The 26,064-nt window shown below is 70.5% G+C and carries 26 protein-coding genes; 13 read left to right on the forward strand and 13 right to left on the reverse strand.

Features of this window, described 5'->3' with window-relative positions:
* Window positions 1-15: 15 nt before the first annotated feature.
* From ABXJ52_RS30325 to ABXJ52_RS30335, 3 genes are all read right to left on the reverse strand, one after another.
* Window positions 16-1,611 carry a CocE/NonD family hydrolase gene (locus ABXJ52_RS30325; protein WP_367046264.1) on the reverse strand — a complete coding sequence of 532 codons (1,596 nt, stop codon included), beginning with the start codon at window positions 1,609-1,611 and terminating at the stop codon, window positions 16-18.
* A 124-nt stretch (window positions 1,612-1,735) separates the two neighbouring features.
* Window positions 1,736-2,857 carry an Ig-like domain-containing protein gene (locus ABXJ52_RS30330; protein WP_367049384.1) on the reverse strand — a complete coding sequence of 374 codons (1,122 nt, stop codon included), beginning with the start codon at window positions 2,855-2,857 and terminating at the stop codon, window positions 1,736-1,738.
* A 224-nt stretch (window positions 2,858-3,081) separates the two neighbouring features.
* The gene (locus tag ABXJ52_RS30335) at window positions 3,082-3,840 is read right to left on the reverse strand and encodes a hypothetical protein (RefSeq protein WP_367046266.1); all 759 of its coding nucleotides are present in this window, start codon (window positions 3,838-3,840) and stop codon (window positions 3,082-3,084) included.
* A gap of 104 nt (window positions 3,841-3,944) precedes the next feature.
* Between ABXJ52_RS30335 and ggt the strand changes: the two genes are divergently transcribed.
* A complete protein-coding gene (gene ggt, locus ABXJ52_RS30340) occupies window positions 3,945-5,756 on the forward strand; it encodes a gamma-glutamyltransferase (protein WP_367046267.1) in 1,812 nt (603 codons plus the stop codon).
* Between the two features lie 72 nt (window positions 5,757-5,828).
* Here the strand turns inward: ggt and map are convergent, their stop codons facing one another.
* Entirely contained in the window at window positions 5,829-6,596 is a 768-nt protein-coding gene (gene map, locus ABXJ52_RS30345) for a type I methionyl aminopeptidase (protein ID WP_367046269.1), read from the reverse strand.
* Window positions 6,597-6,656: 60 nt separating this feature from the next.
* On the opposite strand from map, the gene ABXJ52_RS30350 reads away from it, so the two are divergent.
* On the forward strand, window positions 6,657-6,917 hold the full coding sequence (locus ABXJ52_RS30350; protein ID WP_363209574.1) for a helix-turn-helix transcriptional regulator: 261 nt from the start codon (window positions 6,657-6,659) through the stop codon (window positions 6,915-6,917).
* A 25-nt stretch (window positions 6,918-6,942) separates the two neighbouring features.
* On the opposite strand, the gene ABXJ52_RS30355 is transcribed toward ABXJ52_RS30350, so the two are convergent.
* Both ABXJ52_RS30355 and ABXJ52_RS30360 read right to left on the reverse strand, forming a co-directional pair.
* Entirely contained in the window at window positions 6,943-7,803 is an 861-nt protein-coding gene (locus ABXJ52_RS30355; RefSeq protein WP_367046272.1) for an ergot alkaloid biosynthesis protein, read from the reverse strand.
* A gap of 2 nt (window positions 7,804-7,805) precedes the next feature.
* On the reverse strand, window positions 7,806-8,252 hold the full coding sequence (locus ABXJ52_RS30360) for a nuclear transport factor 2 family protein (RefSeq protein WP_367046274.1): 447 nt from the start codon (window positions 8,250-8,252) through the stop codon (window positions 7,806-7,808).
* A 131-nt stretch (window positions 8,253-8,383) separates the two neighbouring features.
* On the opposite strand from ABXJ52_RS30360, the gene ABXJ52_RS30365 reads away from it, so the two are divergent.
* The 6 genes from ABXJ52_RS30365 to ABXJ52_RS30390 all read left to right on the forward strand — a co-directional run bounded on the left by ABXJ52_RS30365 (window position 8,384) and on the right by ABXJ52_RS30390 (window position 15,575).
* A complete protein-coding gene (locus tag ABXJ52_RS30365) occupies window positions 8,384-8,980 on the forward strand; it encodes a TetR/AcrR family transcriptional regulator (protein ID WP_367046276.1) in 597 nt (198 codons plus the stop codon).
* Window positions 8,981-9,086: 106 nt separating this feature from the next.
* On the forward strand, window positions 9,087-10,721 hold the full coding sequence (locus tag ABXJ52_RS30370; RefSeq protein ID WP_367046278.1) for a hypothetical protein: 1,635 nt from the start codon (window positions 9,087-9,089) through the stop codon (window positions 10,719-10,721).
* Between the two features lie 225 nt (window positions 10,722-10,946).
* Window positions 10,947-11,789: a nitrilase-related carbon-nitrogen hydrolase gene (locus tag ABXJ52_RS30375; protein WP_367046280.1), complete on the forward strand. Its 843-nt coding sequence runs from the start codon at window positions 10,947-10,949 to the stop codon at window positions 11,787-11,789.
* Window positions 11,786-13,069 carry an aspartate aminotransferase family protein gene (locus ABXJ52_RS30380; protein WP_367046281.1) on the forward strand — a complete coding sequence of 428 codons (1,284 nt, stop codon included), beginning with the start codon at window positions 11,786-11,788 and terminating at the stop codon, window positions 13,067-13,069. The genes ABXJ52_RS30375 and ABXJ52_RS30380 overlap by 4 nt, the downstream gene beginning before the upstream one ends.
* A 70-nt stretch (window positions 13,070-13,139) precedes the next feature.
* Window positions 13,140-14,543 (forward strand): dihydropyrimidinase, encoded by a 1,404-nt coding sequence (hydA, locus tag ABXJ52_RS30385; RefSeq protein WP_367046283.1) that lies wholly within the window; start codon window positions 13,140-13,142, stop codon window positions 14,541-14,543.
* 15 nt (window positions 14,544-14,558) lie between these two features.
* Window positions 14,559-15,575 carry a TIGR03842 family LLM class F420-dependent oxidoreductase gene (locus tag ABXJ52_RS30390; protein ID WP_367046285.1) on the forward strand — a complete coding sequence of 339 codons (1,017 nt, stop codon included), beginning with the start codon at window positions 14,559-14,561 and terminating at the stop codon, window positions 15,573-15,575.
* Here ABXJ52_RS30390 and ABXJ52_RS30395 read toward each other — a convergent pair.
* From ABXJ52_RS30395 to ABXJ52_RS30410, 4 genes are all read right to left on the reverse strand, one after another.
* Entirely contained in the window at window positions 15,556-15,684 is a 129-nt protein-coding gene (locus ABXJ52_RS30395) for a hypothetical protein (RefSeq protein WP_367049498.1), read from the reverse strand. The genes ABXJ52_RS30390 and ABXJ52_RS30395 overlap by 20 nt on opposite strands.
* Complete coding sequence (locus ABXJ52_RS30400; protein WP_367046287.1) at window positions 15,629-16,015, reverse strand: endonuclease/exonuclease/phosphatase family protein; 387 nt, start codon at window positions 16,013-16,015, stop codon at window positions 15,629-15,631. Before ABXJ52_RS30400 ends, ABXJ52_RS30395 begins: the two co-directional genes overlap by 56 nt.
* A complete protein-coding gene (locus tag ABXJ52_RS30405; protein ID WP_367046289.1) occupies window positions 16,015-16,566 on the reverse strand; it encodes a YceI family protein in 552 nt (183 codons plus the stop codon). Before ABXJ52_RS30405 ends, ABXJ52_RS30400 begins: the two co-directional genes overlap by 1 nt.
* A gap of 88 nt (window positions 16,567-16,654) precedes the next feature.
* Complete coding sequence (locus tag ABXJ52_RS30410) at window positions 16,655-17,170, reverse strand: carboxymuconolactone decarboxylase family protein (RefSeq protein WP_367046290.1); 516 nt, start codon at window positions 17,168-17,170, stop codon at window positions 16,655-16,657.
* 187 nt (window positions 17,171-17,357) lie between these two features.
* On the opposite strand from ABXJ52_RS30410, the gene sigJ reads away from it, so the two are divergent.
* Window positions 17,358-18,302: an RNA polymerase sigma factor SigJ gene (gene sigJ, locus ABXJ52_RS30415; protein ID WP_367046292.1), complete on the forward strand. Its 945-nt coding sequence runs from the start codon at window positions 17,358-17,360 to the stop codon at window positions 18,300-18,302.
* Between the two features lie 355 nt (window positions 18,303-18,657).
* Complete coding sequence (locus ABXJ52_RS30420; protein WP_367046294.1) at window positions 18,658-19,155, forward strand: DUF4232 domain-containing protein; 498 nt, start codon at window positions 18,658-18,660, stop codon at window positions 19,153-19,155.
* Here the strand turns inward: ABXJ52_RS30420 and ABXJ52_RS30425 are convergent.
* A complete protein-coding gene (locus ABXJ52_RS30425) occupies window positions 19,121-20,176 on the reverse strand; it encodes a biotin/lipoate A/B protein ligase family protein (RefSeq protein WP_367046295.1) in 1,056 nt (351 codons plus the stop codon). The two genes, ABXJ52_RS30420 and ABXJ52_RS30425, sit on opposite strands and share 35 nt — an antisense overlap.
* Window positions 20,177-20,283: 107 nt before the next feature.
* Between ABXJ52_RS30425 and ABXJ52_RS30430 the strand changes: the two genes are divergently transcribed.
* Window positions 20,284-21,741: a basic amino acid/polyamine antiporter gene (locus ABXJ52_RS30430; protein ID WP_367046297.1), complete on the forward strand. Its 1,458-nt coding sequence runs from the start codon at window positions 20,284-20,286 to the stop codon at window positions 21,739-21,741.
* A 50-nt stretch (window positions 21,742-21,791) separates the two neighbouring features.
* Window positions 21,792-23,054 carry an arginine deiminase gene (locus tag ABXJ52_RS30435; protein ID WP_367046300.1) on the forward strand — a complete coding sequence of 421 codons (1,263 nt, stop codon included), beginning with the start codon at window positions 21,792-21,794 and terminating at the stop codon, window positions 23,052-23,054.
* Window positions 23,055-23,093: 39 nt separating this feature from the next.
* Here ABXJ52_RS30435 and ABXJ52_RS30440 read toward each other — a convergent pair whose 3' ends face one another.
* Window positions 23,094-23,759 carry an FxLYD domain-containing protein gene (locus ABXJ52_RS30440; RefSeq protein ID WP_367046302.1) on the reverse strand — a complete coding sequence of 222 codons (666 nt, stop codon included), beginning with the start codon at window positions 23,757-23,759 and terminating at the stop codon, window positions 23,094-23,096.
* Window positions 23,760-23,852: 93 nt separating this feature from the next.
* Window positions 23,853-24,947: a chemotaxis protein gene (locus ABXJ52_RS30445; protein WP_367046305.1), complete on the reverse strand. Its 1,095-nt coding sequence runs from the start codon at window positions 24,945-24,947 to the stop codon at window positions 23,853-23,855.
* Between the two features lie 258 nt (window positions 24,948-25,205).
* Here ABXJ52_RS30445 and ABXJ52_RS30450 point away from each other — a divergent pair, with 258 nt between their 5' ends.
* Entirely contained in the window at window positions 25,206-26,036 is an 831-nt protein-coding gene (locus tag ABXJ52_RS30450) for an inositol monophosphatase family protein (RefSeq protein WP_367046307.1), read from the forward strand.
* The last annotated feature ends 28 nt before the right edge of the window (window positions 26,037-26,064 follow it).

A 26,064-nucleotide genomic window follows, 5' to 3' on the forward strand; every position in this document is an offset into this window, starting at 1 on the left:
GGCAGCAGCCGGTGATCACTGTTCGCGCAGCGGGACCGACACGTACGACGGGTCGGACGCGGGCGAGGAGAAGGTCAGCTGCGAGCCGGACGGGTTGTGCTCGATGTAGAGCGGGTCGACCGTGTCGACCACCAGGGCGAGCCTGTGTCCTGCCGGGACGTCGTAGGCCGTGGAGAACAACTCCAGGTCCACGCCGAACGGTTGGCCGGGGGTCTTGCCGTGGAAGGTGTACGGCGCGTTGCTGACCAGCTTGCCGAGGCCGAGCGGGCCCACGTCGTAGAGGTACGCGACGAGGGTGCCGCTCTCCTTGGTGCTGGTGAGCGTGGTGTGCAGCTTCGCCGTGCCGCGCACCCGCTGGGCCGTGTCGTACTTCTCGGACTGCCAGACGCCCGCGTAACGCCGCGGAAGCAGCGGCATGGAGGCCATCGGCGGGATCTTGAGGAACTGGTCGAGGGTGTTCGAGAGCAGGACGGTGCCGCCGTTGGCGCCCGAGTCGACGTTCGCGCGGAGCGTGGTGGAGCCCGCCAGGTCGATCTTCTTCTGCGTCGCCCCGACGGACTTCCAGTCGGGGTAGCCCTCGTAGCCGCCCGTGGAGCGCGACTTGAGCTGGACGGGCTGCTCGCTGTCGACGCCGTTCTTCTCGCCCTTGAGGTGGCGGTCGAACCAGCGCTGGGTCGAGGTCCAGGTGTCGTTGGGCAGCCCGAACAGGCCGGTCAGCTCGGCGGTCGCGTGGTCGCCCGGCCGGAATTCGAGGCGCTTGGGGCCCGTCAACTGCTCGTAGAACTCGGCGTATTGGTTGGGCGGGAAGATCGTGTCGCCCCAGGCGTTGCCCAGCATGACGGCCGCGCCGTTCTTGTTGATCTGGTCGATGTAGGTCGCGGGGGAGCGCTTGGCGCCCCACGCGATCATCTCGTCCTCCTTGTCCAGGTTGGACGCGAGGAAGTCCTTGAGGGTCTGCTGGAGTTCGGGGCTCGGGCGGCCGGTGAGGACGCCCGCGCCGCCGAGCAGACCGGCGGCCTGGCGGTGCTGGGTGCGGCCGCTGTAGATGGAGTCGATGAGGTCGCCCCAACCGCTGAGCGCGGCCACGGCCTTGATCCGTTTGTCGTGCCCGGCGGCGAGCAGACTGATGCCCGCCCCGTACGAGACGCCGCCCATGCCCACCTTCGCGGGGTCGGCCGGGGTGTTGGCCAGCGTCCAGTCGATGACCTTCGAGGCGTCCGCGATGTCCTCGGGGCCGCCGGTCTCGATCTCGCCGCCGGACTGCCAGAAGCCGCGCGAGTTGTAACTGACCACGACATAGCCGGAGTCGGCGAGCTTCTGGGCCTGCGCGACGTACTCGATCTGGGGCATGGCCCAGCTGGTGGGCAGCACGATCGCCGGGAACTTCGCTCCCGCCTTCGCGCCCTTGAGGGTGAAGACGTTGGCCTTGAGGACCGTGCCGCCGTCGCCCGGGATGTCGACGAAGCGTACGTCTGTGGCGCTTGCCGCCTGTGGAGCGGCCGCCGGGGCAGCCTGGGCGGCCGGGGCCAGGCCGAAGGCGGCGCCGGCGATGAGAGTCGCCGACACGGCGCCCACGGTGGTCGTACGCAGAGCCTTGCGCGGTTGTCCCACGGGTCACTCCCTACTCGTGCAAGCAAAGTGACCCGACGGTAACCGCGCGTCCTTACCGGTGGTAACCCGTCGGTAAGTTACGCACCGGTAACGATTGTTGAGTTGTGTACCTTCGCGGCGGCCGTCAGCTCAGCGCGCTCTTCGTCTGCCAGTCGGCCCAGGAGAGGTTCCACTCGCCGTAGCCGTTGCCCGGGTCGGGCACGCCCTTCGAGCCGCTGCCGGAGACCTCGAAGGGGTCGCCGACCTGGACCTGGCCGTAGAGCCAGGAGGCGTCGCCGTCGCTCATGCCGATGCAGCCCGAGCTGTGGTTGGTGTTGCCGAAGAAGCGGGCGTTCCAGGGAGCCGCGTGCGCGTACATGCCCGACCAGGTCAGACGCATCGAGTTGTCGACCATCTTGTCGTAGGCGTCGCCGAGGCCGACCGTCTCGGAGCGCATGTTGATCGTGCCCTCCTTGGCCATCAGGACGGACGTGCCGCCCCAGGACGCCTTGTCGCCGCCGGGGGTGCCCGCCGACATCGGGACGGTCCTGACGCTCTGTCCGTCGCGCACGAGCGTCGCCCGCTTGCTGTCGAGGTCGACCTTGACCTTCTGGCTCTTGCCGACCGTGAAGCCGGTCGCGTAGTCGCGGACGAACCAGCCGCCGCCGGTGCCCGAGTCGATCCCGCCGAGGCGGGCGTCGAGCTTCACCTTCGTGCCGGACTTCCAGTACTCCTTGGGGCGCCAGTCGATGCGGTCCTTGCCGTCGTAGTTCTTGATCCAGCCCCAGGACCCGGTGGTGTGGTTCGAGGTCGTCACCTTCAGGTGCTTCTCGACCTCCGCCTTGTTCTTCACCGGGTGGTCGAAGACGACCGACAGGGGCTGCGCGACGCCGACCGTGGTGTCCTTGCCGGGGGTCAGCGACAGCTTGTTGACCTGCTCCGGGGCGGCCGTCCTGAAGGAGGCCCGCGCGCTGGTGCCCTCGTCCGTCGTCGCCTTCACCTTGTACGAGGTGCCGGGCACCGCCTTGCGGTCCGAGGTCCAGGTGGTGCCGCTCGCGCCGACCTTGCCGGCCAGCTTCGCGCCCTCGGAGTCGGTGACCTCGACCTGCTTCAGCTTGCCGTCGGCCAGCTTCACCTTGACCGGGGAGCCCGCCTTGGCCTGCTTGCCCTGCAAGTTGACCGATAGGTCCGGCTTTTCCGCGGCCGTGTCGGCGGACGCGGGGGTGCTGCCCGAACAGGCGGTCAGGGCGGCGGCCAGCGCCGCCAGGCCCGCGGCCGTGACCGCGGCCCCGGTGTGGCGGGGGCGTGTGGGGCGTCGACGACTCTGCGAGCTCAGGGGCCTCAAGGGAACGTACCTCCGTGCGAATGTGGAACTGCACGGTGAGAGGGACAAAGGTCCCGGTGGGTTGCCTCTTGCCCCGAATTTCCCGACTAGGTCACAGAGGCGGCCTATGGGACGGGCGTGACCATCGGCGCCCGGTGACCGCTCACCTACTTGGCGCGATGGGAAGTGCGGGGCGGAGTGATCGCGGGCGCCGGGGCCTGGGCGGCGCGGGTGACGTCACCGACGAGCTCGACGACGTCGGGACCGTACGCCTGGGAGTTGACGACCTTCAGGAGCAGGACGAAGGTGTTGGCGCCGTGCTTGCGGGCGAGGCGCTCGTGGTGCCGGGCGAGATAGCGGGTCGCCGCCTGGTTGGTGATCGCGCGCTGACCGCAGAAGACGAAGACGGGTCTCGCCTCCTGGTCCTGCCCCGCGGTGAGCCGCGCGAGGATCACGTACTCCGTGATGCCGCCCTCCATGCGGTAGCGCTCGCTGCCGATCTGGAAAGCCCCGCGGTCCGGGCCGGGTTCCGGGTCGGTGTTGATGCGCACGCCGGGCAGCAGGGAGTGCATGTGCGCGGCCATGCGGCGGTTGACGGCCGGGGAGCCGACGCAGAACTCCGTGCGCTCGCCGAAGCTCTGCTGGGCGGCGTCGTGCGCGACGAGCTGGGCGTGCGCCCCGCAGTCCTTGATCAGCGCGGCCAGTTCGAGCAGCGCGAACACGTCGTGGCGTACGACGGTGAGCTCGGGGCCGCCCGCCTCGCGGTTCACCACGAGCAGCGACTCGGCGTTCTCGGGCAGCCCGAAGAAGGCCTGCTTGCGGCGGAGCTTGCGCCGCCACAGGTAGGTACGGGTGAGCCAGCCCAGCACGGCACCGAGGCCGGCCGCGATCAGGCCGAGGACGATGTAGCGCACGTCTTCAGTCATGGGGGCGCATGCTAGCGGGCTCTAGGACCCGTGTTCGAGGGGGTCCTGACGTGGCAGGGGAAGCGAAGTTACGCTGCGCGGACAGTTGTTGACTGGAGGTACGAATGCGTCGTGCTGTCGTACGGAATCTGACGCTATTGGCGGTCGGAGGGGTGTTGGTGTCGGTCGGAGCGGCCGTGCCCCCTTCGTCTCCGCGCATCGCTGAAACGACTTCGAAGACCCCGCAGAAGACACCACTCGCCGTCGGTCATGGCGGTGCTGTCTCCAGCGTCGACCCGGACGCGTCGGCCGCCGGGATCGAGGTCCTGAGGAAGGGCGGCAACGCCGTGGACGCGGCGGTCGCCACGGCGGCGGCCCTCGGCGTGACCGAGCCCTACTCCGCGGGCGTCGGAGGCGGCGGCTACTTCGTCCACTACGACGCCAAGAGCCGCAAGGTCAGCACGATCGACGGTCGCGAGACGGCCCCGCGGACGGCGGACTCCGGCCTCTTCCTGGAGGACGGCAAACCGATCCCCTTCGCGGACGCCGTCACCAGCGGCCTCGGCGTGGGCACCCCCGGCACCCCGGCGACCTGGCAGTCCGCGCTCGACAAGTGGGGCAGCAAACGGCTCGGCACGCTCCTGAAACCCGCCCAGCGGCTCGCGCGCGACGGGTTCACGGTGGACGGGACCTTCCGCTCGCAGACCGAGTCGAACCAGGCGCGGTTCGCCGACTTCCCGGCCTCGGCGAAGCTCTTCCTGCCCGGCGGCGAGCTGCCCGTGGTCGGCTCCACGTTCAAGAACCCCGACCTCGCGCGCACCTACGAGGAGCTGGGGCGCAAGGGTGTCGGTGCGATGTACCGCGGCGGCATCGGCAAGGACGTCGTACGGACCGTGAACAAGCCGCCCGTGGACCCGGCGTCCGGGCGGGTGGCCCGGCCCGGTGACCTGTCGGCGAAGGACCTGAAGGCCTACGCGACAAAGCGGCAGGCGCCGACGAAGACCTCCTACCGGGGCCTCGACGTCTACTCGATGGCTCCCTCGTCATCCGGCGGCACAACCGTCGGTGAAGCGCTCAACATCCTTGAGCGGACCGACCTTTCGAAGGCGTCGAAGAAGAAGTACCTGCACCGGTTCATCGAGGCGAGCCGTGTCGCCTTCGCCGACCGCGGGCGGTGGGTGGGCGACCCCGCCTTCGAGGACGTACCGACGAAGGAGCTGCTCTCGCAGAAGTTCGCCGACTCGCGGGAGTGCCTGATCCGCGACGACGCGACCCTGAAGAGTCCGCTCGCACCGGGCGACCCGCGTGACCCGGCGTCCTGCAAGTCCGGCGACAAGGCGGCCCCGACCACGTACGAAGGGGAGAACACGACGCACCTCACGGCTGCCGACAAGTGGGGCAACGTCGTCGCCTACACCCTGACCATCGAGTCGACGGGCGGCAGCGGGATCACCGTGCCGGGGCGCGGGTTCCTGCTCAACAACGAACTGACCGACTTCTCCTTCGCGTCGGCCGACCCGGCGGTGCACGACCCGAACCTGCCGGGCCCCGGCAAGCGGCCCCGGTCCTCGATCGCGCCGACGATCGTCCTGGAGAAGGGCAAGCCGCTGGTCGCGCTGGGATCGCCCGGCGGTGCCACGATCATCACCACGGTGCTGCAGACCCTGACCGGGTTCGTCGACCGTGGCCTTCCGCTCGTCGACGCGATCGCCGCGCCGCGCGCGAGCCAGCGCAACGCCGCCCAGACCGAGTTGGAGCCGGGCCTCTGGGAGAGTCCGCTGCGGGCCGACCTGGAGGCGATCGGGCACTCCTTCAAGCAGAACCCGGAGATCGGCGCGGCCACCGGGGTGCAGCGGCTGCCCGGCGGGAAGTGGCTGGCCGCCGCGGAGAAGACGCGGCGCGGTGGCGGGTCGGCGATGGTGGTGCGGCCGGAGTGAGGCGGGGGCGGGCGGGCTGCGGGCCGCGAGGGCCCGCCCGCACGAGCCCGCCCGCCAGGCTGCCTTACGGAGTCACAGCGCCGTCAGGATGCGCGGTCCGTCGTTCGTGATCGCCACCGTGTGCTCCGCGTGGGCCGCGCGGCTGCCGTCGTTCGTGCGCAGGGTCCAGCCGTCCGGCGCCGGGTGGTAGTGGTCGCTGCCGCTCGCGATCACCATCGGCTCGATGGCCAGGGCCATGCCGTGCCGCAGGGGCATGCCGCGGCCCGCGCGGCCTTCGTTCGGAACGCCCGGGTCCTCGTGCATGCTGCGGCCGATGCCGTGCCCGCCGAAGCCTTCCGGGATGCCATAACCCGCGTCCCTGCACACCGTGCCGATCGCGTGGGCGATGTCGCCGATGCGGTTGCCCACGACGGCCGCGGCGATGCCCGCCTCCAGGGCGCGCTCGGCGGTCTCCACGAGGCGTACGTCCTCGGGGCGGGGGGTGCCGACGATGAAGCTGATCGCCGAGTCGCCCGCCCAGCCGCCGAACTCGGCGCCGAAGTCCGCGGAGAGCAGGTCGCCGTCGCGCAGGCGGTAGTCGGTCGGGATGCCGTGCACGATCGCGTCGTTCACCGAGGCGCAGAGGACCGCGGGGAACGGTGTGGGGGCGAAGGAGGGGCGGTAGCCGAGGAAGGGCGAGGTCGCGCCCGCGTCCCGCAGCACGGCGTGCGCCACCTCGTCCAGTTCGAGCAGCGAGACACCGACGCCCGCCGCCTCCCGCACCGCCGTCAGGGCCTGGGCCACGATGCGGCCGGCTTCGCGCATCGCGTCGATAGATGTGTCTGTCTTGAGTTCCACCATGCCAATAACTATACCGGTATGAGAATGGGTTTCTGTACGGGGACGGTCTAGACTGACCGCATGGTGCGGACCCCCCTGACCCCTGAGGAGCGCGAACGCGGCGAGCGGCTCGGCCGTCTCCTGCGGTCGGCGCGTGGCGAGCGGAGCATGGTGGAGGTGGCCGCGAGCGCCGGCCTCTCCGCCGAGACGCTCCGCAAGATCGAGACGGGGCGGGCCCCCACGCCCGCGTTCTTCACCGTGTCGGCGCTCGCCGTGACCCTCGGCCTTTCGCTGGACGAGGTCGCCGAGACGTGCGCGCTGGTGCCGCTCGCACCGGCCTGAGGCCGGGGTGCCGCGGCCGCCGAGGTCACCGCGGGCGGCCCCACTCGGGGGCGTGTTCGGCGGCGAAGTCCGCGAAGGCGCGAGCCGGCCGGCCGGTGATCCGCTGCACCGCGGGGTCCACACGGTCCTCGGAGCCGTGCGCGATGTCGTCGTCCATGGCGGCCAGCATCCGCGCGAACGCCTCGGGTACGCCGATGGCTGCGAGCCGTTCAGTGAACTCCGCGACCGGGACGGGGCGGTGGCGGATCGGGCGCCCCGAGACCTTGGACACGACCTCCGCCACGTCCGCGTAACTGAGCGCTTCCGGCCCTGTGATCAGGTGGGCCGTGTTGTGCGGCCGCTCGTCCGTCAGGGCTCTTACGGCGACGGCCGCGATGTCGTCCGCGTCGACGAAGGCCACGCGTCCTTGCCCGGTGGCCGTCACGATCTCATCCGCGGTGCGGATGCTCTCGACGTGGAGATGGCCCGGGGCGACGAAGTTCTGCATGAACCACGAGGGGCGCAACACCGCCCACTCGGGAGCCAGTTGACGCAGGGCTCGATGGACTTCGCCGACCCCGGGGTCTCCCTCGGCGATCGCTGAGGAGCTCAGCAGCACGAAGCGCCGCACACCCGCCTCCAGCGCGCGTTCCAGGAACGGCACCATCAGTCGGGCGGGTGCGGAATCCCCGATGGGCGGCACCAGATAGATGCCGTCCGTGTGGATGCCGTCCGTGCCGGTGAGGGCGGGGCCGTGCGTGGTGGGGTCGGTCCAGTCGAAGCGGACCTGGTGGGTGCCCGGCGCCGGGGTGCGGCTTCCGGTGCGCACGTACATGCCCTGGTCGGTCAGGGCGGCCGCCACGCGGCTGCCGGTGGTGCCGGTGCCGCCGGTGATCAGGAAGCGCATCGTCAGCGGCCCTCTCCGGCGTGGGCGGCGCCCACGGGGATCTCCCCGTCGAAGGCGTCAGCCGCCAACGCGCCGTTCCAGTAGTCGCGAAAGCGCGTGATCTGCCCCTCATGGACGGTGACGACCTGGATGTACGGCATGTCGAAGGGGCGCCCGGTGGCGACCGCCAGGCCGGTGCCGCGCAGCTCCACGACGATGGTCTCGGGGTCATCGGTGCGGTGGACGGTCAGGTCCTCGAAGCTCCGCAGGTCGATGTGGTCGGGGTAGTCGGCCATGTATCCGCGTACGGCGTCACGGCCGACGAGTCGGCGCGGGGCCCCGGGGAGCGCGAAGGGGAACTCGAAGACTCCGTCCGGCGCCCAGAGGGCGACCCAGCCGTCGATGTCCTTGGCGAGCAGGAGGTCGAGTGAGCGGGTGAATACGTCGGTCGCTGATGCGTTCGTCGTCATGGTGGCGACGTTAACCTGACCCCGGGTCCGTTTACAAATACCGGACCTCGGGTCGACTTATGCTGGGGACCCTGCCGATCCGCCCCCGCGCGGTCCACCCGCGCTCCCGGAGCGCCCATCGAGGAGGAACCATGGCCGCCGCCCGCAAGGAGCGAGCCGACTCCGTCCGCAACAGGGCAGCGTTGCTGGCCGCCGCCGCCCGGCTGTTCAAGGACGCCGACGACCCCGACGGCGTCAAGATGGCCGACATCGCCCAGGCCGCCGGGGCCGGCAAAGGCACGGTCTTCCGGCATTTCTCCGACCGGCTCGGCCTGGTCCGGGCGCTGGTCGTCGAGGAGACGCAGCAACTGCGCGAGCAGGTCACCGACGGTCCGCCGCCGCTCGGACCCGGCACGCCGGTGGCCGAGCGGCTGCCCGCGCTCATGGCCGCGCTCCTCGACCTCAAGCTCGACCAGCGCGCGCTGATGCTGGCCCTGGAGCGGGCGGGGGCCGGCAGTCCTTACCTCAATCCGGCGTACGACCTCTGGCACTCCGAAGTCGCCGGGATGCTGTCCGGCGTACACCGTCGCGAGGACGCCGACTACCTCGCGCACACCCTGCTCGCCGCCGTCCGCAGTGACCTGGTCGAGCACCTGACCAGTCAGGGTGCCGCCCCCGGGCAACTGCACGCGGGGCTGCGCACGCTCTGCGCCTCCGTTCTCGCTCACGGCGCGGGCGGCGGCGTGTGAGGTGCTGTCGTGCGGTCGGAAAACCGCGTGTAGTCGTCCCGTAACACATCTGGTGTTATCTTCCGGACCGGAAGACTGCAGGCTCCATGGGGCGGTGCTGGCTCGGATGGCAGTAGGACAACTCCCTGATCAGGTCCGGGAGTTCGCGCGGTACCTGAGAGACCTCCTGACGCGCCTCGATCAGGGCGCCGGGTGGTGCGGCGTGTTCTGGTCGCGTGACCCCGAGGGGATGCGGGCCTGCCTGGACGGCTCGGAGGTTCCCCCCTGGGATGTGGTGGAGGCGCTGCTGCACGACCTGGCCACGGGGTACGGGGCGCAGGCCGCCGAGCGCGAGGCGGAGCGGGCGCGGGCTCTGCACACGGCCTCGCTGGCCGCGTACGACGCGCGCCCCGGAGGCCGCGGGCTGCTCGGTGAACGCCTCGACATGATGCTCACCGAGCAGCGGTTCGCCGTGGAGCGCCAGGTGGAACTGGGCTACACCCTCGCGGCGGCGGACACGCCGGACGAGGTGGAGCGGCTCAACCGCGATCTGGCCTGGATCCGCGACGACCACGAGCGTGCGACCGCGCGGTGCGCGGAACTCCGGCAGCGCATCGAGCGGTTGGACCGGGCGGACCGCCCGCAGTGGGTCGACTTCGGGACCCCCGTGTCGGACGACTTCGCGGCGGTGGGGGCGGACGACTTCGCCGACTTCGGTGCCTATGCCACCTCCGGCGACTACGACGAGCAGCCACGGAACGCCTTCGGGGTGCCTGCCGCCGACGACTTCGGCTCCCGTGACGCCGACGGCTTCGACTCCCGTGCAGGCGACGGCTTCGGAGTCGGTGCCGGGGGCGCTGCGGGCGCGGTCGGTGATCCCGGCGCCCGCGCGCCGGAGTTCGGTGCCGCACCGGACGGGCAGGACGCCCCGGCTCCCGATGCCCGTACCCTGTCGGCCGACTCCGCGGAGCGGGCAGACGAGACCCGCGTCCCCAAGCAGGGCCGCAAGTCGCGCGACACCTCCCGCCGTCCGCGCAGGCCCCGCGGCGCCCGGTTCGCGGGGTTCTCCGGCGCGGACGACGAGGACGCGGACATCACCGCGGCCGGTTCCGGCGCCGTACCGCGGACGCCCGCGCAGTCGCCCGCAGCCAACAGCCCGCGCGGCGCGCGGTTCGCGCCCGCCGCCGAAGAGCCGGGCGATACCGGGCGCCGCGAGGTCGCCGAGCCGGACCGCGATGCCGAGCGGATCACCGCCGAAGCCGTCGCCGCGCTCATCGAGCTCCGTGGCGAGGGCCGCAGCGGCGAGGCGCACGGCGTACTCGTCGAGGCCGCGGGCTGGCCCGCGCGGCGCCTGCCCGTGTTCGCCGGTGAACTGCACCGCGCGGGCCTCGGTGCCGACTGGTCGACGCTGCTCTGGGAGGCCGCGTCGCTGCCGCCCGATCGCCTTGTCGCCCTTGCGGACGCCCTCGCCGGGGCGGGCCGCGCCGACGACTGCCGCAAGCTGCTGCGCCAGGGAGTCTCCCGCCCCGCCCCGGAGATCGCCGAGGCGGTGCTCGCGCTGATCGACGCGGGCCGCGAGCGCGAGGCCCGCGCCCTGCTCGACGCCTACATCCGCGTACGGACCCCCGAGGACACGGCAAGCTGTGCGCACACCGATCCGTACCGCCTCATCCCGCTGCTCCTGCAGGCTGCCCAGGGAGTGTCGGACGAGCGTCACTGGGATCTCGTGCACGCGCTGCGTGTTGCCGGATTCAGTGCCTGAAGTTGCCGGTTTCAGTGCCTGAAGCGCCCGAGGAAGCGCCTGACGCGCCGGTTGCGTCTGCGCGTTCCGCGCCGCTTCTCGCCCGCTTGGGTGCGAAACATGATCGACTCCGCCGGTTCACGGCGATGGTCTTGCCCAGCCCGTCGGGGAGGCTTACGTTTTCCTGTCTACGCACCAAGTCTACGGGCGTAGAGGCTCTCTGACGTCCCGTCGAAGGAGCAGCTCATGGCCAACGTCGTACGCGCCGCACTCGTCCAGGCGACCTGGACAGGCGACACCGAATCCATGATTGCCAAGCACGAGGAGCACGCCCGCGAGGCGGCCCGCCAGGGTGCGAAGATCATCGGCTTCCAGGAAGTGTTCAACGCCCCCTACTTCTGCCAGGTGCAGGAGCCCGAGCACTACCGGTGGGCCGAACCCGTGCCGGACGGGCCCACGGTCACGCGGATGCAGGAACTCGCCCGCGAGACCGGCATGGTCGTCGTCGTCCCTGTCTTCGAGGTCGAGCAGTCCGGGTTCTACTTCAACACCGCCGCCGTCATCGACTCCGACGGCTCGTATCTCGGCAAGTACCGCAAGCACCACATCCCCCAGGTCAAGGGCTTCTGGGAGAAGTACTACTTCAAGCCGGGGAACGCCGGCTGGCCGGTCTTCGAGACGGCGGTCGGCAAGGTCGGCGTCTACATCTGCTACGACCGCCACTTCCCCGAGGGCTGGCGCCAGCTCGGCCTGAACGGCGCCCAGATCGTCTACAACCCCTCCGCCACGTCCCGCGGCCTCTCCGCCTACCTCTGGCAGCTGGAACAGCCCGCCGCGGCCGTCGCCAACGAGTACTTCGTCGCCGCCATCAACCGCGTGGGCGTCGAGGAGTACGGCGACAACGACTTCTACGGCACCTCGTACTTCGTCGACCCGCGCGGGCAGTTCGTCGGCGAGCGGGCGAGCGACAAGACCGAGGAACTCGTCGTCAGGGACCTGGACTTGGGGCTCATCGAGGAAGTACGCCAGCAGTGGGCGTTCTACCGGGACCGCCGCCCCGACGCGTACGAAGGACTGGTACAGCCGTGAGTGACCTCCACACCCGCCACAAGGCCGTCCTGCCCGAATGGCTCGCCCTCTACTACGCCGACCCGCTGGAGATCACCCACGGCGATGGCCGCCGCGTCTGGGACGCCGACGGCAGGCAGTACCTCGACTTCTTCGGCGGCATCCTCACCACCATGACCGCCCACGCGCTGCCCGAGGTCACCAAAGCGGTCAGCGAGCAGGCCGGGCAGATCATCCACTCGTCCACGCTCTACCTCAACCGGCCGATGATCGACCTCGCCGAGCGGGTCGCCGGACTCTCCGGCATCCCGGACGCCCGGGTCTTCTTCACCACGTCGGGCACCGAGGCCAACGACACGGCCCTGCTCCTGGCGACCGCGCACCGCCGCTCGAACCAGATCCTGGCCATGCGCAACAGCTACCACGGCCGCTCCTTCACGACCGTCGGCATCACCGGCAACAACTCCTGGTCGCCGACCAGCCTCTCGCCGCTCCAGACGCTGTACGTGCACGGCGGCGTCCGCAGCCGCGGGCCGTACGCCGCGCTGAGCGACGCCGAGTTCATCGAGGCCTGCGTCGCCGATCTCAGGGACATGCTCGGGCAGGCGCGCGGGGGAGTGGCGGCGCTGATCGCGGAGCCCATCCAGGGGGTCGGCGGCTTCACCTCACCACCGGACGGGCTCTACGCCGCGTTCCGCGAAGTGCTGTGGGAGCACGGCGTCCTGTGGATCTCGGACGAGGTGCAGACCGGCTGGGGGCGCACCGGTGACCACTTCTGGGGCTGGCAGGCGCACGCGGCCAGTGGCCCGCCGGACATCCTCACCTTCGCCAAGGGGATCGGCAACGGCATGTCCATCGGCGGTGTCGTCGCGAGCGCCGAGGTCATGAACTCCCTTGACTCCAACTCCATTTCGACGTTCGGCGGCTCACCGGTCACCATGGCGGCGGGCCTCGCCAACCTCACGTATCTCCTGGAACACGACCTCCAGGGAAACGCGCGCCGGGTCGGCGGTCTGCTCATCGAGCGGCTGCGCGCCATCTGCGCCCAGCTGCCCGTCGTACGCGAAGTGCGCGGCCGGGGCCTGATGATCGGCATCGAGCTGGTCAACCCCGTCACGGGCGAGGCCGATCCGCGGGCGGCCGGCGCCGTGCTCGAAGCGGCCCGGGAAGGCGGACTCCTCATCGGCAAGGGCGGCGGCCACGACACCAGCGTCCTGCGCGTCGCCCCGCCGCTCTCGCTGACCGTGGCGGAGGCGGAAGAGGGGGCGGCGATCCTCGAACAGGCGCTGCGGAGCGTCTAGTTCACGTGCCCCGCGGTAGTTCACGTGCCTTCCGGTATGAACGTACGAGCATGAAAGGGAGCGCCCCATCATGAGCACCCGCACCCTGATCCGCGGCGGACTCGTCATCACCGCCGCCGAAGAGACCCACGCCGACGTGCTGATAGAGGACGGCAGGATCGCCGCGCTCGCCGCGCACGGCTCGGGCGCCGCCGAGGCCTGGACCGCGGACCGCGTCATCGACGCCTCCCACAAGTACGTGATCCCGGGCGGGGTCGACGCGCACACGCACATGGACTTCCCCTTCGGAGGGACCTTCTCGTCCGACGACTTCGAGACGGGTACCCGGGCCGCGGCCTGGGGCGGCACCACGACCATCGTGGACTTCGCCGTGCAGACGAAGGGGCAGGCGCTGCGCGCGGGCCTCGACGCCTGGTACGCGAAGGCGGACGGCAAGTGCGCGATCGACTACGGCTTCCACATGATTCTCTCGGACGTCAACGAGAGGACCCTGAAGGAGATGGACCACCTCATCGAGGAGGGGGTCAGTTCCTTCAAGCTCTTCACCGCCTACCCCGGCGTCTTCTTCAGCGACGACGGGCAGATCCTGCGGGCGATGCAGCGGGCTGCCGTGAACGGCGGGCTGATCATGACGCACGCGGAGAACGGCCTCGCCATCGACGTCCTGGTGGAGCAGGCCCTCGCCCGCGGCGAGACGGACCCGCGCTACCACGGCGAGGTGCGCAAGTCGCTCCTGGAGGCGGAGGCGACGCACCGGGTGATCAAGCTCGCCCAGGTGGCGGGCGCTCCGGTGTACGTGGTGCACGTGTCCGCGCAGGAAGCGGTGGCCGAGTTGGCCAGGGCGCGCGACGAGGGCCTGCCGGTGTTCGGCGAGACCTGCCCGCAGTATCTGTTCCTCTCCACGGACAACCTCGCGGAGCCCGACTTCGAGGGATCCAAGTACGTCTGCTCGACCCCGCTGCGGCCACGCGAGCACCAGGCGGCGCTCTGGCGCGGCCTGCGCACGAACGACCTCCAGGTGGTCTCCACGGACCACTGTCCCTTCTGCTTCGTCGGGCAGAAGGAGCTGGGCCGCGGGGACTTCTCCAAGATCCCGAACGGCCTCCCGGGCGTCGAGAACCGCATGGACCTCCTCCACCAGGCCGTCGTCGACGGGCACATCAGCCGCCGCCGCTGGATCGAGATCGCCTGCGCGAGCCCGGCCCGGATGTTCGGCCTCTACGGCAAGAAGGGCACGATCGCGCCGGGCGCGGACGCGGACGTCGTCATCTACGACCCGACCGCCGAGCAGATCATGTCGGCGGAGACACACCACATGAACGTCGACTACTCCGCGTACGAGGGCAAACACGTCATGGGTCAGGTGGAGACGGTCCTCTCCCGCGGTGAAGTGGTCATCGACCAGCGGAAGTTCACCGGGCACGCCGGGCACGGCGCGTACGTCCCGCGCGGCACCACCCAGTACCTCGGCTAGGAGAGGCGACGCACCATGGACTTCGGACTCGTCCTGCAGACCGATCCACCGGCCGGCCAGGTCATCAGCCTCATGAAGCGCGCCGAGCGAAACGGGTTCCGCTACGGCTGGACCTTCGACTCCGCCGTGCTGTGGCAGGAACCCTTCGTCATCTACAGCCAGATCCTGGCGAACACGGACCGGCTGATCGTCGGCCCGATGGTCACCAACCCGGGCACCCGCACCTGGGAGGTGACGGCCTCCACGTTCGCCACGCTCAACGACATGTACGGCAACCGCACGGTGTGCGGCATCGGGCGGGGCGACAGCGCGATGCGCGTGGCCGGCCGCACCCCGAACACCCTCGCCCGGATCAGCGAGGCGATGAAGGTCATCCGCGCACTGGCATCGGGCGAGGAGGCGGACCTGGGCGGCACGACCATCCGCTTTCCCTGGATCGGGCCGGACGCCCAACTCCCGGTGTGGATGGCCGCGTACGGACCCAAGGCGCTGAGGATGGCGGGCGAGGAGGCGGACGGCTTCATCCTTCAGCTCGCCGACCCGTATCTGACGGAGACGATGGTGAAGGCGGTCCGCGACGCCGCCGCCGCGGCGGGCCGTGACCCGTCCTCGGTGAAGATCTGCGTCGCCGCCCCCGCCTACCTCACGGAGGACGACTCACCCACCGCCCTTGCCCACGCCCGCGAGCAGTGCCGCTGGTTCGGCGGGATGGTCGGCAACCACGTCGCCGACCTGGTCGCCAAGTACGGCGCCCACTCGGACCTGGTCCCCGAGGCCCTCACCGAGTACATCAAGGCCCGCGAGGGTTACGACTACTCCCATCACGGCCGCGCCGACAACCCCGACACGGCCTTCGTCCCCGACGACATCGTGGACCGCTTCTGCGTCATCGGCACGGCACGCCAACACAGCGCCAAACTGACGGAGTTGAAGCGACTTGGCGTCGACCAGTTCGCGCTGTACGCGATGCATGACGCCCGCGAAAGCGTCATCGACGGGTACGGGGACACGGTCATCCCCGCTCTGAGGTGAGCGGACCCTCTCCGAGCAGCCCCACCTCCAGGTCGGCGACGACCCCGTAATGGTCACTGGCCCCTACGCCGTCGATCGGCTCGTCGAAGGCGAGAAAGGCGCTCCGCACGCGGGCGAAGGCATGTCGGTGCGCGTGCGGGGAGCCGACGAGGACGTAGTCGATCCTGCGGCGGTGGCCGGGCTGGCGTACCAGGAGTTCGATGTCCTCGGCCGCACCGGTCCGCGTAGGGCGGAGCCGTGGCGGCGCTCTGCGACTGATGGGTGCCGTGCAGCTCCGTTCCCGCGATGAGACGGGGCAGTTGATCCGGCAGGACCTCCTGGAAGGCGACGAGATCCGGCGCGAGCCTGCGCAGCTCGGCGTTGATCAGTGCCGACCGCGCGGCGGCGTCACCGCGGCTGTTCCATACGTTCAGCGTCACGACGCGCACTCTCGTCGCCATCAGATCCGGGCCTTCCGGACCGCGATGACGTCGAACTCCAGCGTCACCTTCGGGCTCACGAGCACCGAGGTCGCGGCGTTCCAGTTCACGCCCCAGTCCTTGCGGTTGATGGTGACGCTGCCCAGGAAGCCGACCCGGAAATCACCCCTCGAGTCCAGCTCGGCGGCGGTCAACTCGACGTTCATCGTGATCGGTTGGGTCACCCCACGGATGGTCAGATCGCCGGTGACCTTGTAGGTGGTCTCGTCGACCGGCTCCACCTCGGTCGAGTCGAAGGTGAGGGTGGGATGGCTGTCCGTGTCCAGGAAGGTGCTGCGCAACTGGTCGTCGCGCTGCCGGTGGTGGGTCTGGAGACTCGCCGCCCGAATCGAGAGGTGGGCGCCGGACTTCGACGGCTGGTCGCCGCAGAGGTACGCGTTGCCCTCGTACTCCGTGAACTCCCCGCGCACTCTGGTGGACATGGCGTGCCGGGCGATGAAGCCGATCCGGGTGTGGGCGGTGTCGATGACGTAGGCGCCGGTCAGCTCGCCGAGGCTGATCGTGGTGGGCATGGGGGCACTCCTCAAGGGGGTGGGAAGTCTTGATGGGGGTGGGAAGGGGGGGTGGCGGTTCGGGCAACCGGTCAGGTGGAGTGGCCGATCAGGTGACCCGGCCAGTCGCCCGGACCGCCAACTGGCCCGCTAGCCGAGCTGGCCGACCCTTGTAGTCGCCGGCGGGCCGCTGGGTGAAGACGTTCAGGCGGTTGAAGGCGTTGATGATGGAGATGCCCGACACCAACGCGGCGAGCTGGTCCTCGTCGTAGTGCTTGGCGGCGTCCGCCCACGCCTCGTCGGTGACACCCCCGGCCGCGTCCGCGATGCGGGTGCCCTGCTCAGCGAGTTCCAGGGCGGCGCGCTCGGCGTCGGTGAACACCGTGGCCTCACGCCAGGCCGCGACCAGGCTCAGGCGCACCGCGCTCTCCCCGGCGTGCAGGGCCTCCTTGGTGTGGATGTCGACACAGAAGCCGCAGCCGTTGATCTGACTGGCGCGGAGCATGGCCAGTTCGCGCGCCGCGGCCGGCAGCGTCGAGCCCGCGAGCGCCTTGCCCGCGGCGGTCAGGTGCTTGACGGCCTGGGCCGAGACCGGATTGGTGAGGAAGTCGAGACGGGTCTGCATGGTGCTCTCCCTTGCCTGTTGGGCCGGTCCATCCCCCGGATGAACCGGCCGTTCGCGGGATCGTGTCGTCCCAGCAGCACCGACGAGACAGCCCCGCGGAATGTGAGGCGAGGGCCCGACGTCACATTCCGCGGGGCTGTCTCGTCGTACGGGGGACGGCACATTCGGCACAGGGAGCGGCGACACCATGAGGACCCAGTTCAAGCCCGGAGACGGACGGCATGACCCGAGCCTGAGCACGGTCATGAGTGAGCGGCGCCAGCTGATCAATCTCGCGTACCGGCTCCTCGGCTCGCTGGCCGACGCCGAGGACGTCGTACAGGAGGCCTACGTCCGCTGGTACGCCATGACCCCGCAGCAGCGGGAGGCCGTCGAATCCCCCGGGGGCTGGCTGACGAAGGTCGCGGGGCGCATCTGTCTCGACCAGCTCCGCTCGGCGCGTGCCCGGCGCGAGAGCTACGTGGGTGAATGGATCCCGGAGCCGCTGCCCGACCGCACGGAGTGGGCCGGCGGGCGGCCGGGCGGCGCGAACGCCGACCCTGCCGACCGTGTCACGCTCGACGAGTCGGTCAACATGGCCTTCCTCGTCGTGCTCGAATCGATGACCCCGGCTGAACGCGTCGCGTTCATCCTGCACGACGTCTTCCGCTACTCCTTCGCCGAAGTGGCCGAGGTCGTCGGCCGGAGCCCGGCGGCCTGCCGCCAGCTGGCCTCTTCGGCACGCCGCCGCATGCGCGCCTCGGACGCCCCCGCGGCTCCGACGACGACGGCGGCCCGCCGCGCCGCCGTCGTCAGGGACTTCAAGCACGCCTGGGAAACCCAGGACATCGCCGCGCTCATCGGCCTGCTCGACCCCGACGCCACGGCTCTCGCCAACGGCGGCGGCCTGGTCAACGCCGCGCCCCACCCCATCTCGGGAAGCGCGGAGATCGCGGCCTACGTGGTCGCCATCGCGGGCAGGGCGCCCGACCAGACCCTCCTGGAGCGCACGGTCAACGGCCAGCCAGGCCTGGTGATCCAGCAGGACGGAACCACCACGGCGGTCCTCGCCTTCCACATCACGGGCGACCGGATCACGCACTTCTGGGCGGTACGGAACCCGGAGAAGCTGCGGCCTTGGATGGCGGGCTGAGGGGGCGGCGGGCGGAGCCGGGCCAGAAAGGGGAAATCTCTGGCCATGGCATGATCTCCGCGTGACCGTCCTGCCTTTCAGAGTCCTACCGTTCAGAGTCCTACCGCTCCGCGCCCTACCATCCAGAGCCCTTCCGATCAGGCACGTCGCCGTCCTCTCGGCCGTGGTGCTGCTCGCCTCCGGCTGTGGGCTCTCGGCGGAGTTGGAGCGGGAGCGGGATCCCGGGCGTACCGCGACGGAGGCTGCCACCGGGGAGGGGGCGCGGTCCGCCGTGGGGGGTGGGGTGTCCGTGCCGCCCGGATCTGGTGCGCCGACGGGGATTCCCGTTCAGAGCGGGCCGCCGGAGCTGCCCGACGTGCCCTCGTCCTCGTGCCCGGCGTCCGGTGTCCGTGTCGAGCCGGGCATGGTCGAGGCCGCCATGGGGCTGCGCGCGATGCGGGTGACCGTGACCAACTGCGGCAAGGGCGTCTACCGCCTGAAGGGCTATCCGAAGCTGCGGGTTCTCGACGAGCGCCGCGAACCCCTCGACGTACAGATCCTCGAAGGGCCCGAGCCCGTCACCACGATGGACGACCCCGGGCCGCACCCCGTCTCGCTCAAGCGGGGCGAGGAGGCGCACACCGTGCTCGTCTGGCGCAACACCGTCACCGACACGACGACCACCGCCGTCAGCGGCACCTATCTGGAGGTCACCCCGGCCCCGGGCACCCGCCCCGGCACCGTGACCCCCGAGGGCGGCATCGACCTCGGCAACACCGGCCGCATCGGCACGACCGCCTGGCAGCGGAGTCCGGCGGACGACGCCGACCCGTCCAGGCCTACGGCACCCGCGCCGTCCACTCCGGCGAGCTGAACTTCGTCCGGGCGAGCTCGCGCGCCCTGGCCATCTCCTCGTCCGTGGCCTTGCCCGGAGTCAGGCCGTACCGCGTGCGGAAGGAGTCGAGCATTCGCTCGATCACGGCCTCGCGCGGGAGGCCCGTCTGGCGGCGCAGCGGGTCCACGCGCTTCTTCGCGCTCCTCGTGCCCTTGTCCGAGAGCTTCTCGCGGCCGATGCGGAGCACCTCGACCATCTTCTCCGCGTCGATGTCGTACGACATCATCACGTGGTGCAGCACGGCGCCGTCCCCGCCCGCGAGGCGCTTCTGCGCGGCGCCCGCCACCTTCCCCGCGTCGGTGGCGATGTCGTTGAGCGGTTGGTACCACGCCTTGATGCCCATGTCGCCGAGAGCCTCGAGCACCCAGTCGTCCAGATAGGCGTAGCTGTCGGCGAAGGACAGGCCCTGCACGAGGGAGTCGGGGACCGAGAGCGAGTACGTGATGGTGTTGCCCGGCTCGCAGAACATGGCGCCCCCGCCGCTGATCCGGCGCACCACCTCGACGCCGTGCCGTTCGGTGCCCGCCGGGTCCACTTCGTTGCGCAGCGACTGGAAGCTGCCGATGACGATGGCTGGCGACTCCCACTCCCACACCCGCAGCGTCGGCGGACGGCGCCCGGCGGCGACCTCCTCGGTGAGCACCTCGTCCAGCGCCATCAGCAGGGCGGGGGACTGCGGGGCTTCGTGGATGAGCTGCCAGTCGTAGTCGGTCCAGTCCGTGGCGTGCGCGAGGGCGCGGCGCACCGCGACGCCCACGCCCTCCGACGTGAGCCCGTACATCACCGTGCCCTCGGGGAGCGCCGCGTCGATGCGGGCGGCGAGGCCCGCCGCGTCGGTGTCGGCGGGGGCGCCCTCCAGGGCGTGGCTGAGGGCGTCGAAGGCCTCGTCGGGTTCCAGGAAGAAGTCCCCCGCCACGCGCACGTGCCGCAGCGCCCCGTCCTCGACCTCCAGGTCCACCACGACGAGCTTGCCGCCGGGGACCTTGTACTCACCGTGCACTGTGCTTCCTCCGGGCCTGCCTGAATCGCGAACACCGTCAGCCTGCGATTTCATAACAGGACAACTCGACCCACCAGGGATAGATTCCCGCAGCCGACGAGGAATCCATGAGCCACGCCGAGACGAGCGACCGAGCCACCGAGGGCGCGTCACCGGCCGTCAAGCTGACCCTCACGACGCTGACGATGATGGTCGTCGGCTCGATGGTCGGCGCCGGGGTCTTCTCGCTGCCCAGGCGGTTCGCCCAGGAGACCGGAGTCGCGGGCGCGCTGATCGCCTGGGCCATCGCCGGTACGGGCATGCTGATGCTCGCGTTCGTCTTCCAGGCCCTCGCCGTCCGCAGACCGGACCTGGACGCCGGTGTCTACGCCTACGCGAAGGCCGGGTTCGGCGAGTACCTCGGCTTCTTCTCCGCCTTCGGGTACTGGGCCAGCGCGTGCGTCGGCAACGTCACCTACTGGGTGCTCATCATGTCGACCGTCGGCGCCATCTGGCCGGCCCTCGGCGACGGCGACACCCTGCTCGCCGTCGTCCTGTCCTCGATCGGCCTGTGGGCGTTCTTCCTGCTGATCCGGCGCGGGGTCAAGGAAGCGGCGGCGATCAACAGGATCGTCACTGTCGCCAAGATCGTGCCCATCCTCGTCTTCGTGATCCTGGCGCTGTTCCTCTTCAAACCGTCCGTGTTCGCGGACAACTTCGGCGGCGCCGACTACGCGGGATCGCTCTTCAACCAGGTGCGCGGCACCATGCTGGCCACCGTCTTCGTCTTCCTCGGCGTCGAGGGCGCGAGCGTCTACTCCCGGCACGCCAAGCGCCGCGAGGACGTCGGCCGGGCCACGATCCTGGGCTTCCTCAGCGTCTTCGCCGTCTTCGCCTCCGTCACCATCGTGTCGTACGGGATCATGCCGATGGCGGAGATCGCCGAGCTGCGCCAGCCGTCCATGGCGGGTGTCCTGGAGGAGGCCGTCGGCACCTGGGGCAAGGTCTTCGTCAGCGTCGGACTCATCGTCTCCGTGCTCGGCGCCTACCTCGCATGGACGCTCATGGCCGCGGAAGTGCTCTTCGTCGCCGCCAAGGACGACGACATGCCCCGCTTCCTGCGGAAGGCCACCTCCGAGGACGTGCCCGTCCCCGCGCTCCTCATGACCACCGCGCTGAGCCAGGTGGTCCTGGTCGTCACGATGTTCTCCGACGACGCGTTCAACTTCGCGCTCGACCTGACCAGTGCGCTGAGCCTGATCCCGTTCCTGCTCGCGGCCGGCTTCGCCGTCAGGATCGGCCTCGGGCACGGGAGTGAGGACGTCGCCGGGCACAGCACCCGCAAGGAACTGGTGATCGCGGAGATCGCCACGCTCTACACGGCGTTCCTGCTCTACGCCGCCGGGCTCAAGTTCGTCCTGGTCTCCTTCATCCTCTACGCCCCCGCGACCCTCCTCTTCATCAAGGCCCGGCGGGAACAGAACCGGCGCCTGTTCTCCCCTCGCGAGGCCGTCATCTGCGCCGTCTCGATCGCCGGCGCCGTGGTGGGCGTGATCGCCCTCGCGGCGGGCTGGATCGAACTCTGACCGGCCCCTGACCCCAGTTGCCATCGACCGAAAGGCGCACCGTGACCAGCGTGACCAGCCACGACAACCCCGCCGCACCGACGTTCGGTGTCCACTCCGAGGTCGGCAGGCTGCGCAAGGTCCTGGTCTGCGCGCCCGGCCTCGCGCACCGCAGGCTGACCCCCACCAACTCCGGCGACCTGCTCTTCGACGACGTCATGTGGGTGGAGAACGCCCAGCGCGACCACGCCGACTTCGTCATCAAGCTGCAGCAGCGCGGCGTCGAGGTCGTCGAACTGCACGACCTGCTCGCCGAGACCATGGCGCTCCCCGAGGCGAGGACCTGGCTCCTCGACCGGAAGATCACCGCGAACGAGGTCGGCCCCGGGCTCATCGACGGCACGCGCGCCTTCCTGGAGACGCTGGAGCCCCGGCAGCTCACCGAGTACCTCATCGGGGGCCTCGCCACCGCGGATCTCCCCGACGAGTTCCGCTCCGGATATCTCGCGCTGGTGCGCGAATCCACCGGCGTGAGCGAGTACCTGATGCCGCCTCTGCCGAACACCCTCTACACCCGCGACACGACGTGCTGGCTGTACGGAGGCGTCACGCTCAACCCGCTGTACTGGCCGGCCCGGCACGACGAGACGCTCCTGATGAAGGCGATCTACCGCTTCCACCCCGACTTCACCGGTGCCACGGTGTGGTGGGGCGACCCCGAACTCGACTGGGGCCAGGCGACGTTCGAGGGCGGTGACATCATGCCGGTCGGCAACGGCGTCGTCCTGATGGGCATGAGCGAGCGCACCTCGCGGCAGGCCATCACCCAGGTTGCCTCGGCGCTGTTCGAGAACGGCGCGGCCGAGCAGGTCGTCGTCGCCGGCATGCCCAAGCTGCGGTCCGCGATGCACCTCGACACCGTCTTCACCTTCGCCGACCGCGACATCGTCACGCTCTACCCGAAGATCATGGACGACGTGCACTCGTTCACGCTGCGCCCCAGCGACAAGGCCGCGGGCGTCGACATCACGGACGAGGGCTCACGCGCGTTCGTCGACGTCGTCGCCAAGTCGCTCGGACTGCCCGAGCTGCGCGTCATCGAGACCGGCGGGGACGTCTACGCCTCGGAGCGCCAGCAGTGGGACAGCGGCAACAACGCCGTCGCCCTGGAGCCGGGTGTGGTCTTCACCTACGACCGCAACACCCAGACCAACACGTTGCTGCGCAAGGCGGGGGTCGAGGTCATCACCATCGTCGGCGCCGAACTCGGGCGCGGTCGCGGCGGCGGACACTGCATGACGTGCCCGCTCGTACGCGACGCCGTGGAGTTCTGAGGTGGCTGACTTCTGAAGCGGCCTTGCCGGTACGGGGGTTCAGTACCGCTGGGCCTTGACCAGCTTCGCGGAGAGCTTCGGTTCCGGGGGCTCGTGGCTGATGGCGTAGCGCTGGGCCCGCTTGCCCGGTTCGAGGTTCTGCGTGCCGACGTAGCGGGTCTCCACGACCTTGCCCGAGGCGTCGACGAAGTCGACCTGCACGGCGAAGTCGGCCGTTTTGTCCGTCCTGTTGGTGAAGGTCACCACGGAGGCGAGCACTCCGCCGGTCTCGGAGCGCGGCTTGCCCGTCATGGAGACGTCCGGCATCGCGTTGCCGCGCCCGTCGACACCCTTCAGGGCGGACTCGGCTGCCTGGTTGGCCCGTTCCGTGTCGGCGGACACGGACGCCTCGAACTCGTCAGCGCGCTCCGAGGCGGAGGCCTCCGCCTCGGAGGCGGACGCGCGGGCGGACTCGGCGGCCTCGGACGCCTGTGACTTGAGCGGTGACGCGGTCTTCTCCGAGAACGACGAGGAGTCGGGGGCGGTCGGCCGGTCGCTGACCGTCCTGCTGTTGGCGGAGGAGGGCTCGTCGCTGTCGGAGCCGCACGAGACGAGGGCGGCGGCGGCCGTCACCGTGGCGGCGAGGGTGAGGGCGGCGGAGACCGCGGGCCTGCGGCGTCCGCGGTCTTCGCGGCGCCGCTTGCCGCTGAGCGGCATGGGGTTCATTCGGTGCGGTCCTTTCCCTGCTCCTGGTACTCGCTGCCTGTGTTCGTTGCCTGCACTCGCTGCCGGTGTTCGCTGCCTGTGCGTACGGGGGTGTCAGTACCGCAGCGCGCAGGCGATCCGGCCCCGGTCGGCGAGCGTGCCTTCGGGTACGAAGCGGACCTGCGCGCCGGTGTCCAGGGCCCGCTCCACGATGTCGTCCACGACGTCGTCCACCGCGTCGAAATCGTCACCGTCCGCCGGGACGAGATGCCCGCCCTCGTCGCGCACGGTCGCTTGGTAGCTGTCCTCCACGACGAGGAGACGGACCCGGTCCGTCGTCACGTTCTGCCAGACCTCGTCGAGCCCTGCGGCGTAATGGCGCCGCCCCTGCGCCAGCTCCAACTCGCGTACGACGGAGTCGATCTCGTCCTTCTCCCGGGTGGCGAGGAAGGGGCGCGCCGCCTGCCACACCGCGTCCGCGGGGCCGTGCGCGAGGCCGCCGTGCGGTACCCGCGTGGCCTCCTTGGCGACCGTGCCGACGTCGTCGATGAGGGAGAGCGCGTGGGCCTCCCCGGCCACGAACAGGGGGCGCGGATGGGAGTGCAGGACGCGGGCCGCGGCGTGGTCCGCGTCGCGCAGGAACTTGCGGGTGTGCTCGTCGCGGAAGGTGCTCGGCAGGTCGCCGATCCGCTCCTTGCGCTCGGCGTCGGGGTCGTCGAGGCTGCGGGTCAGCGGGAAGCCGTCCGCCGTGTGCTCGACGACGCGCTCCGGGGTGCCGCTCCACAGCGAGACGCGGTCGGCGGAGAGGGCGAGGACCCAGTACGGGCGCTCGGCGGCCTGAGCCGCGACGACGTTGCGTGTCAGGAAGGTGTCCGAGAACACCACGCGGGACGGCACCGTCCTGCCGAGTGACCACACCTGGTGCTCCCCGGGAGCGGCGAAGACGGCGAGCCCGTCCTCGGCGTGCACCAGGTCGATCTCCGCCACCGCCCGGTCGAGCTGCGCGGCCACCTCGATCCGCTGCTCCCTGGCCACCGCCGGGTCCGATTTCAGGTGCTCCTTGGCCTCGGCGACGAGATTGCGCAGCCGCACGGGATCCTGGGCGTTGTCCGGCTCCCTGCGGTGCGTCGGCAGCAGGACCGAGACGGCGGGATAGGGGCGGGGCCGGCGCAGCCCGGCCAGTGTGGCCGGGTTCAGGGAGGGGTGCATGGAGTGACCCTTTCGACACCTGCGGGTGTTACACCATTGAATGCACCATATGTCTGTTACGGGGGCACGGCACCTCCCCGAGTGACTGCCCCAGGGGGCGCGCGAGAGGGCGCCCGCAGGGTTGCCCGAGGGGCTGTTCGTGCAGGTGATGCGACCAGGACGGTGCGCGGGGGCCGGGTCACGTGGGATTCATCTCGAATCCATGAGCCGTTCCCCCGGGCCGCACGGATTGTCAGTCCGGCGTGCTCTCATGGATGCATGATCGAAGCGATCGAAGACTTTCTTGTACGTGGCGTTCCCGACGTCGAAGAAGCCCTCCGCAAGGCCGCCGCGGCCGAGGTCATGCCGCGGTTCCGACAGCTCGCCGAGGACGATGTCGTCCAGAAGAGCGGGCCGCACGACCTCGTGACGGTGGCCGACCGCCTCGCCGAGGAGCAGCTGACGGCCGCGCTCACCACGCTGCTCCCGGGCTCCGTGGTCGTGGGAGAAGAAGCGGTGCACGCGGACCCCTCCCTGTACGAGGCGATACGCACCGATGCGGCGGTGTGGATCGTCGACCCCGTCGACGGCACACGCCAGTTCGTGCACGGCGACCCCGGATTCTGCATGCTGATCGCCCTGGCATGGCGCGGCGAGGTGCTCGCCTCCTGGACCTACGCCCCGGCGCTCGACGAGATGGCGGTCGCCGTGCGCGGCAAGGGCGCCTGGCTCGACGGAGAGCGGCTGGTGGCCGGTTCGCCGGGGGAGGTCCTGGAGGTGGCGACCTCGCACCCGGACTTCACCACGTCCGAGCAGAAGCACGCGTTGCTCGGCCTGCGCGTGCAGGGTGTCGCGCCGCGGCCGTGCGGTTCGGCGGGGCTGGAGTATCTCGCCATCGCCAAGGGAGAGTTGGACGCGGTCGCCTTCTCCTGGGAGCTCGCCTGGGACCACGCGGCGGGTCTGCTGCTCGTGGCCGAGGCCGGCGGCAGCAATCTGACCGTCGCCGGTGAGCCCTTCCGGATCGAGGGCGGCAACGCGCTGCCGTTCACGGCCGGCCGGGACGCCGCCACCGTCGACAGGGTGGTGGAGTTGCTGTCGGCCGCGCTCTGATCCGCGGGGCCTATCCTGGGCGGCGAAG

It is taken from the genome of Streptomyces sp. Je 1-332, assembly GCF_040730185.1.
GTDB lineage: Bacteria > Actinomycetota > Actinomycetes > Streptomycetales > Streptomycetaceae > Streptomyces.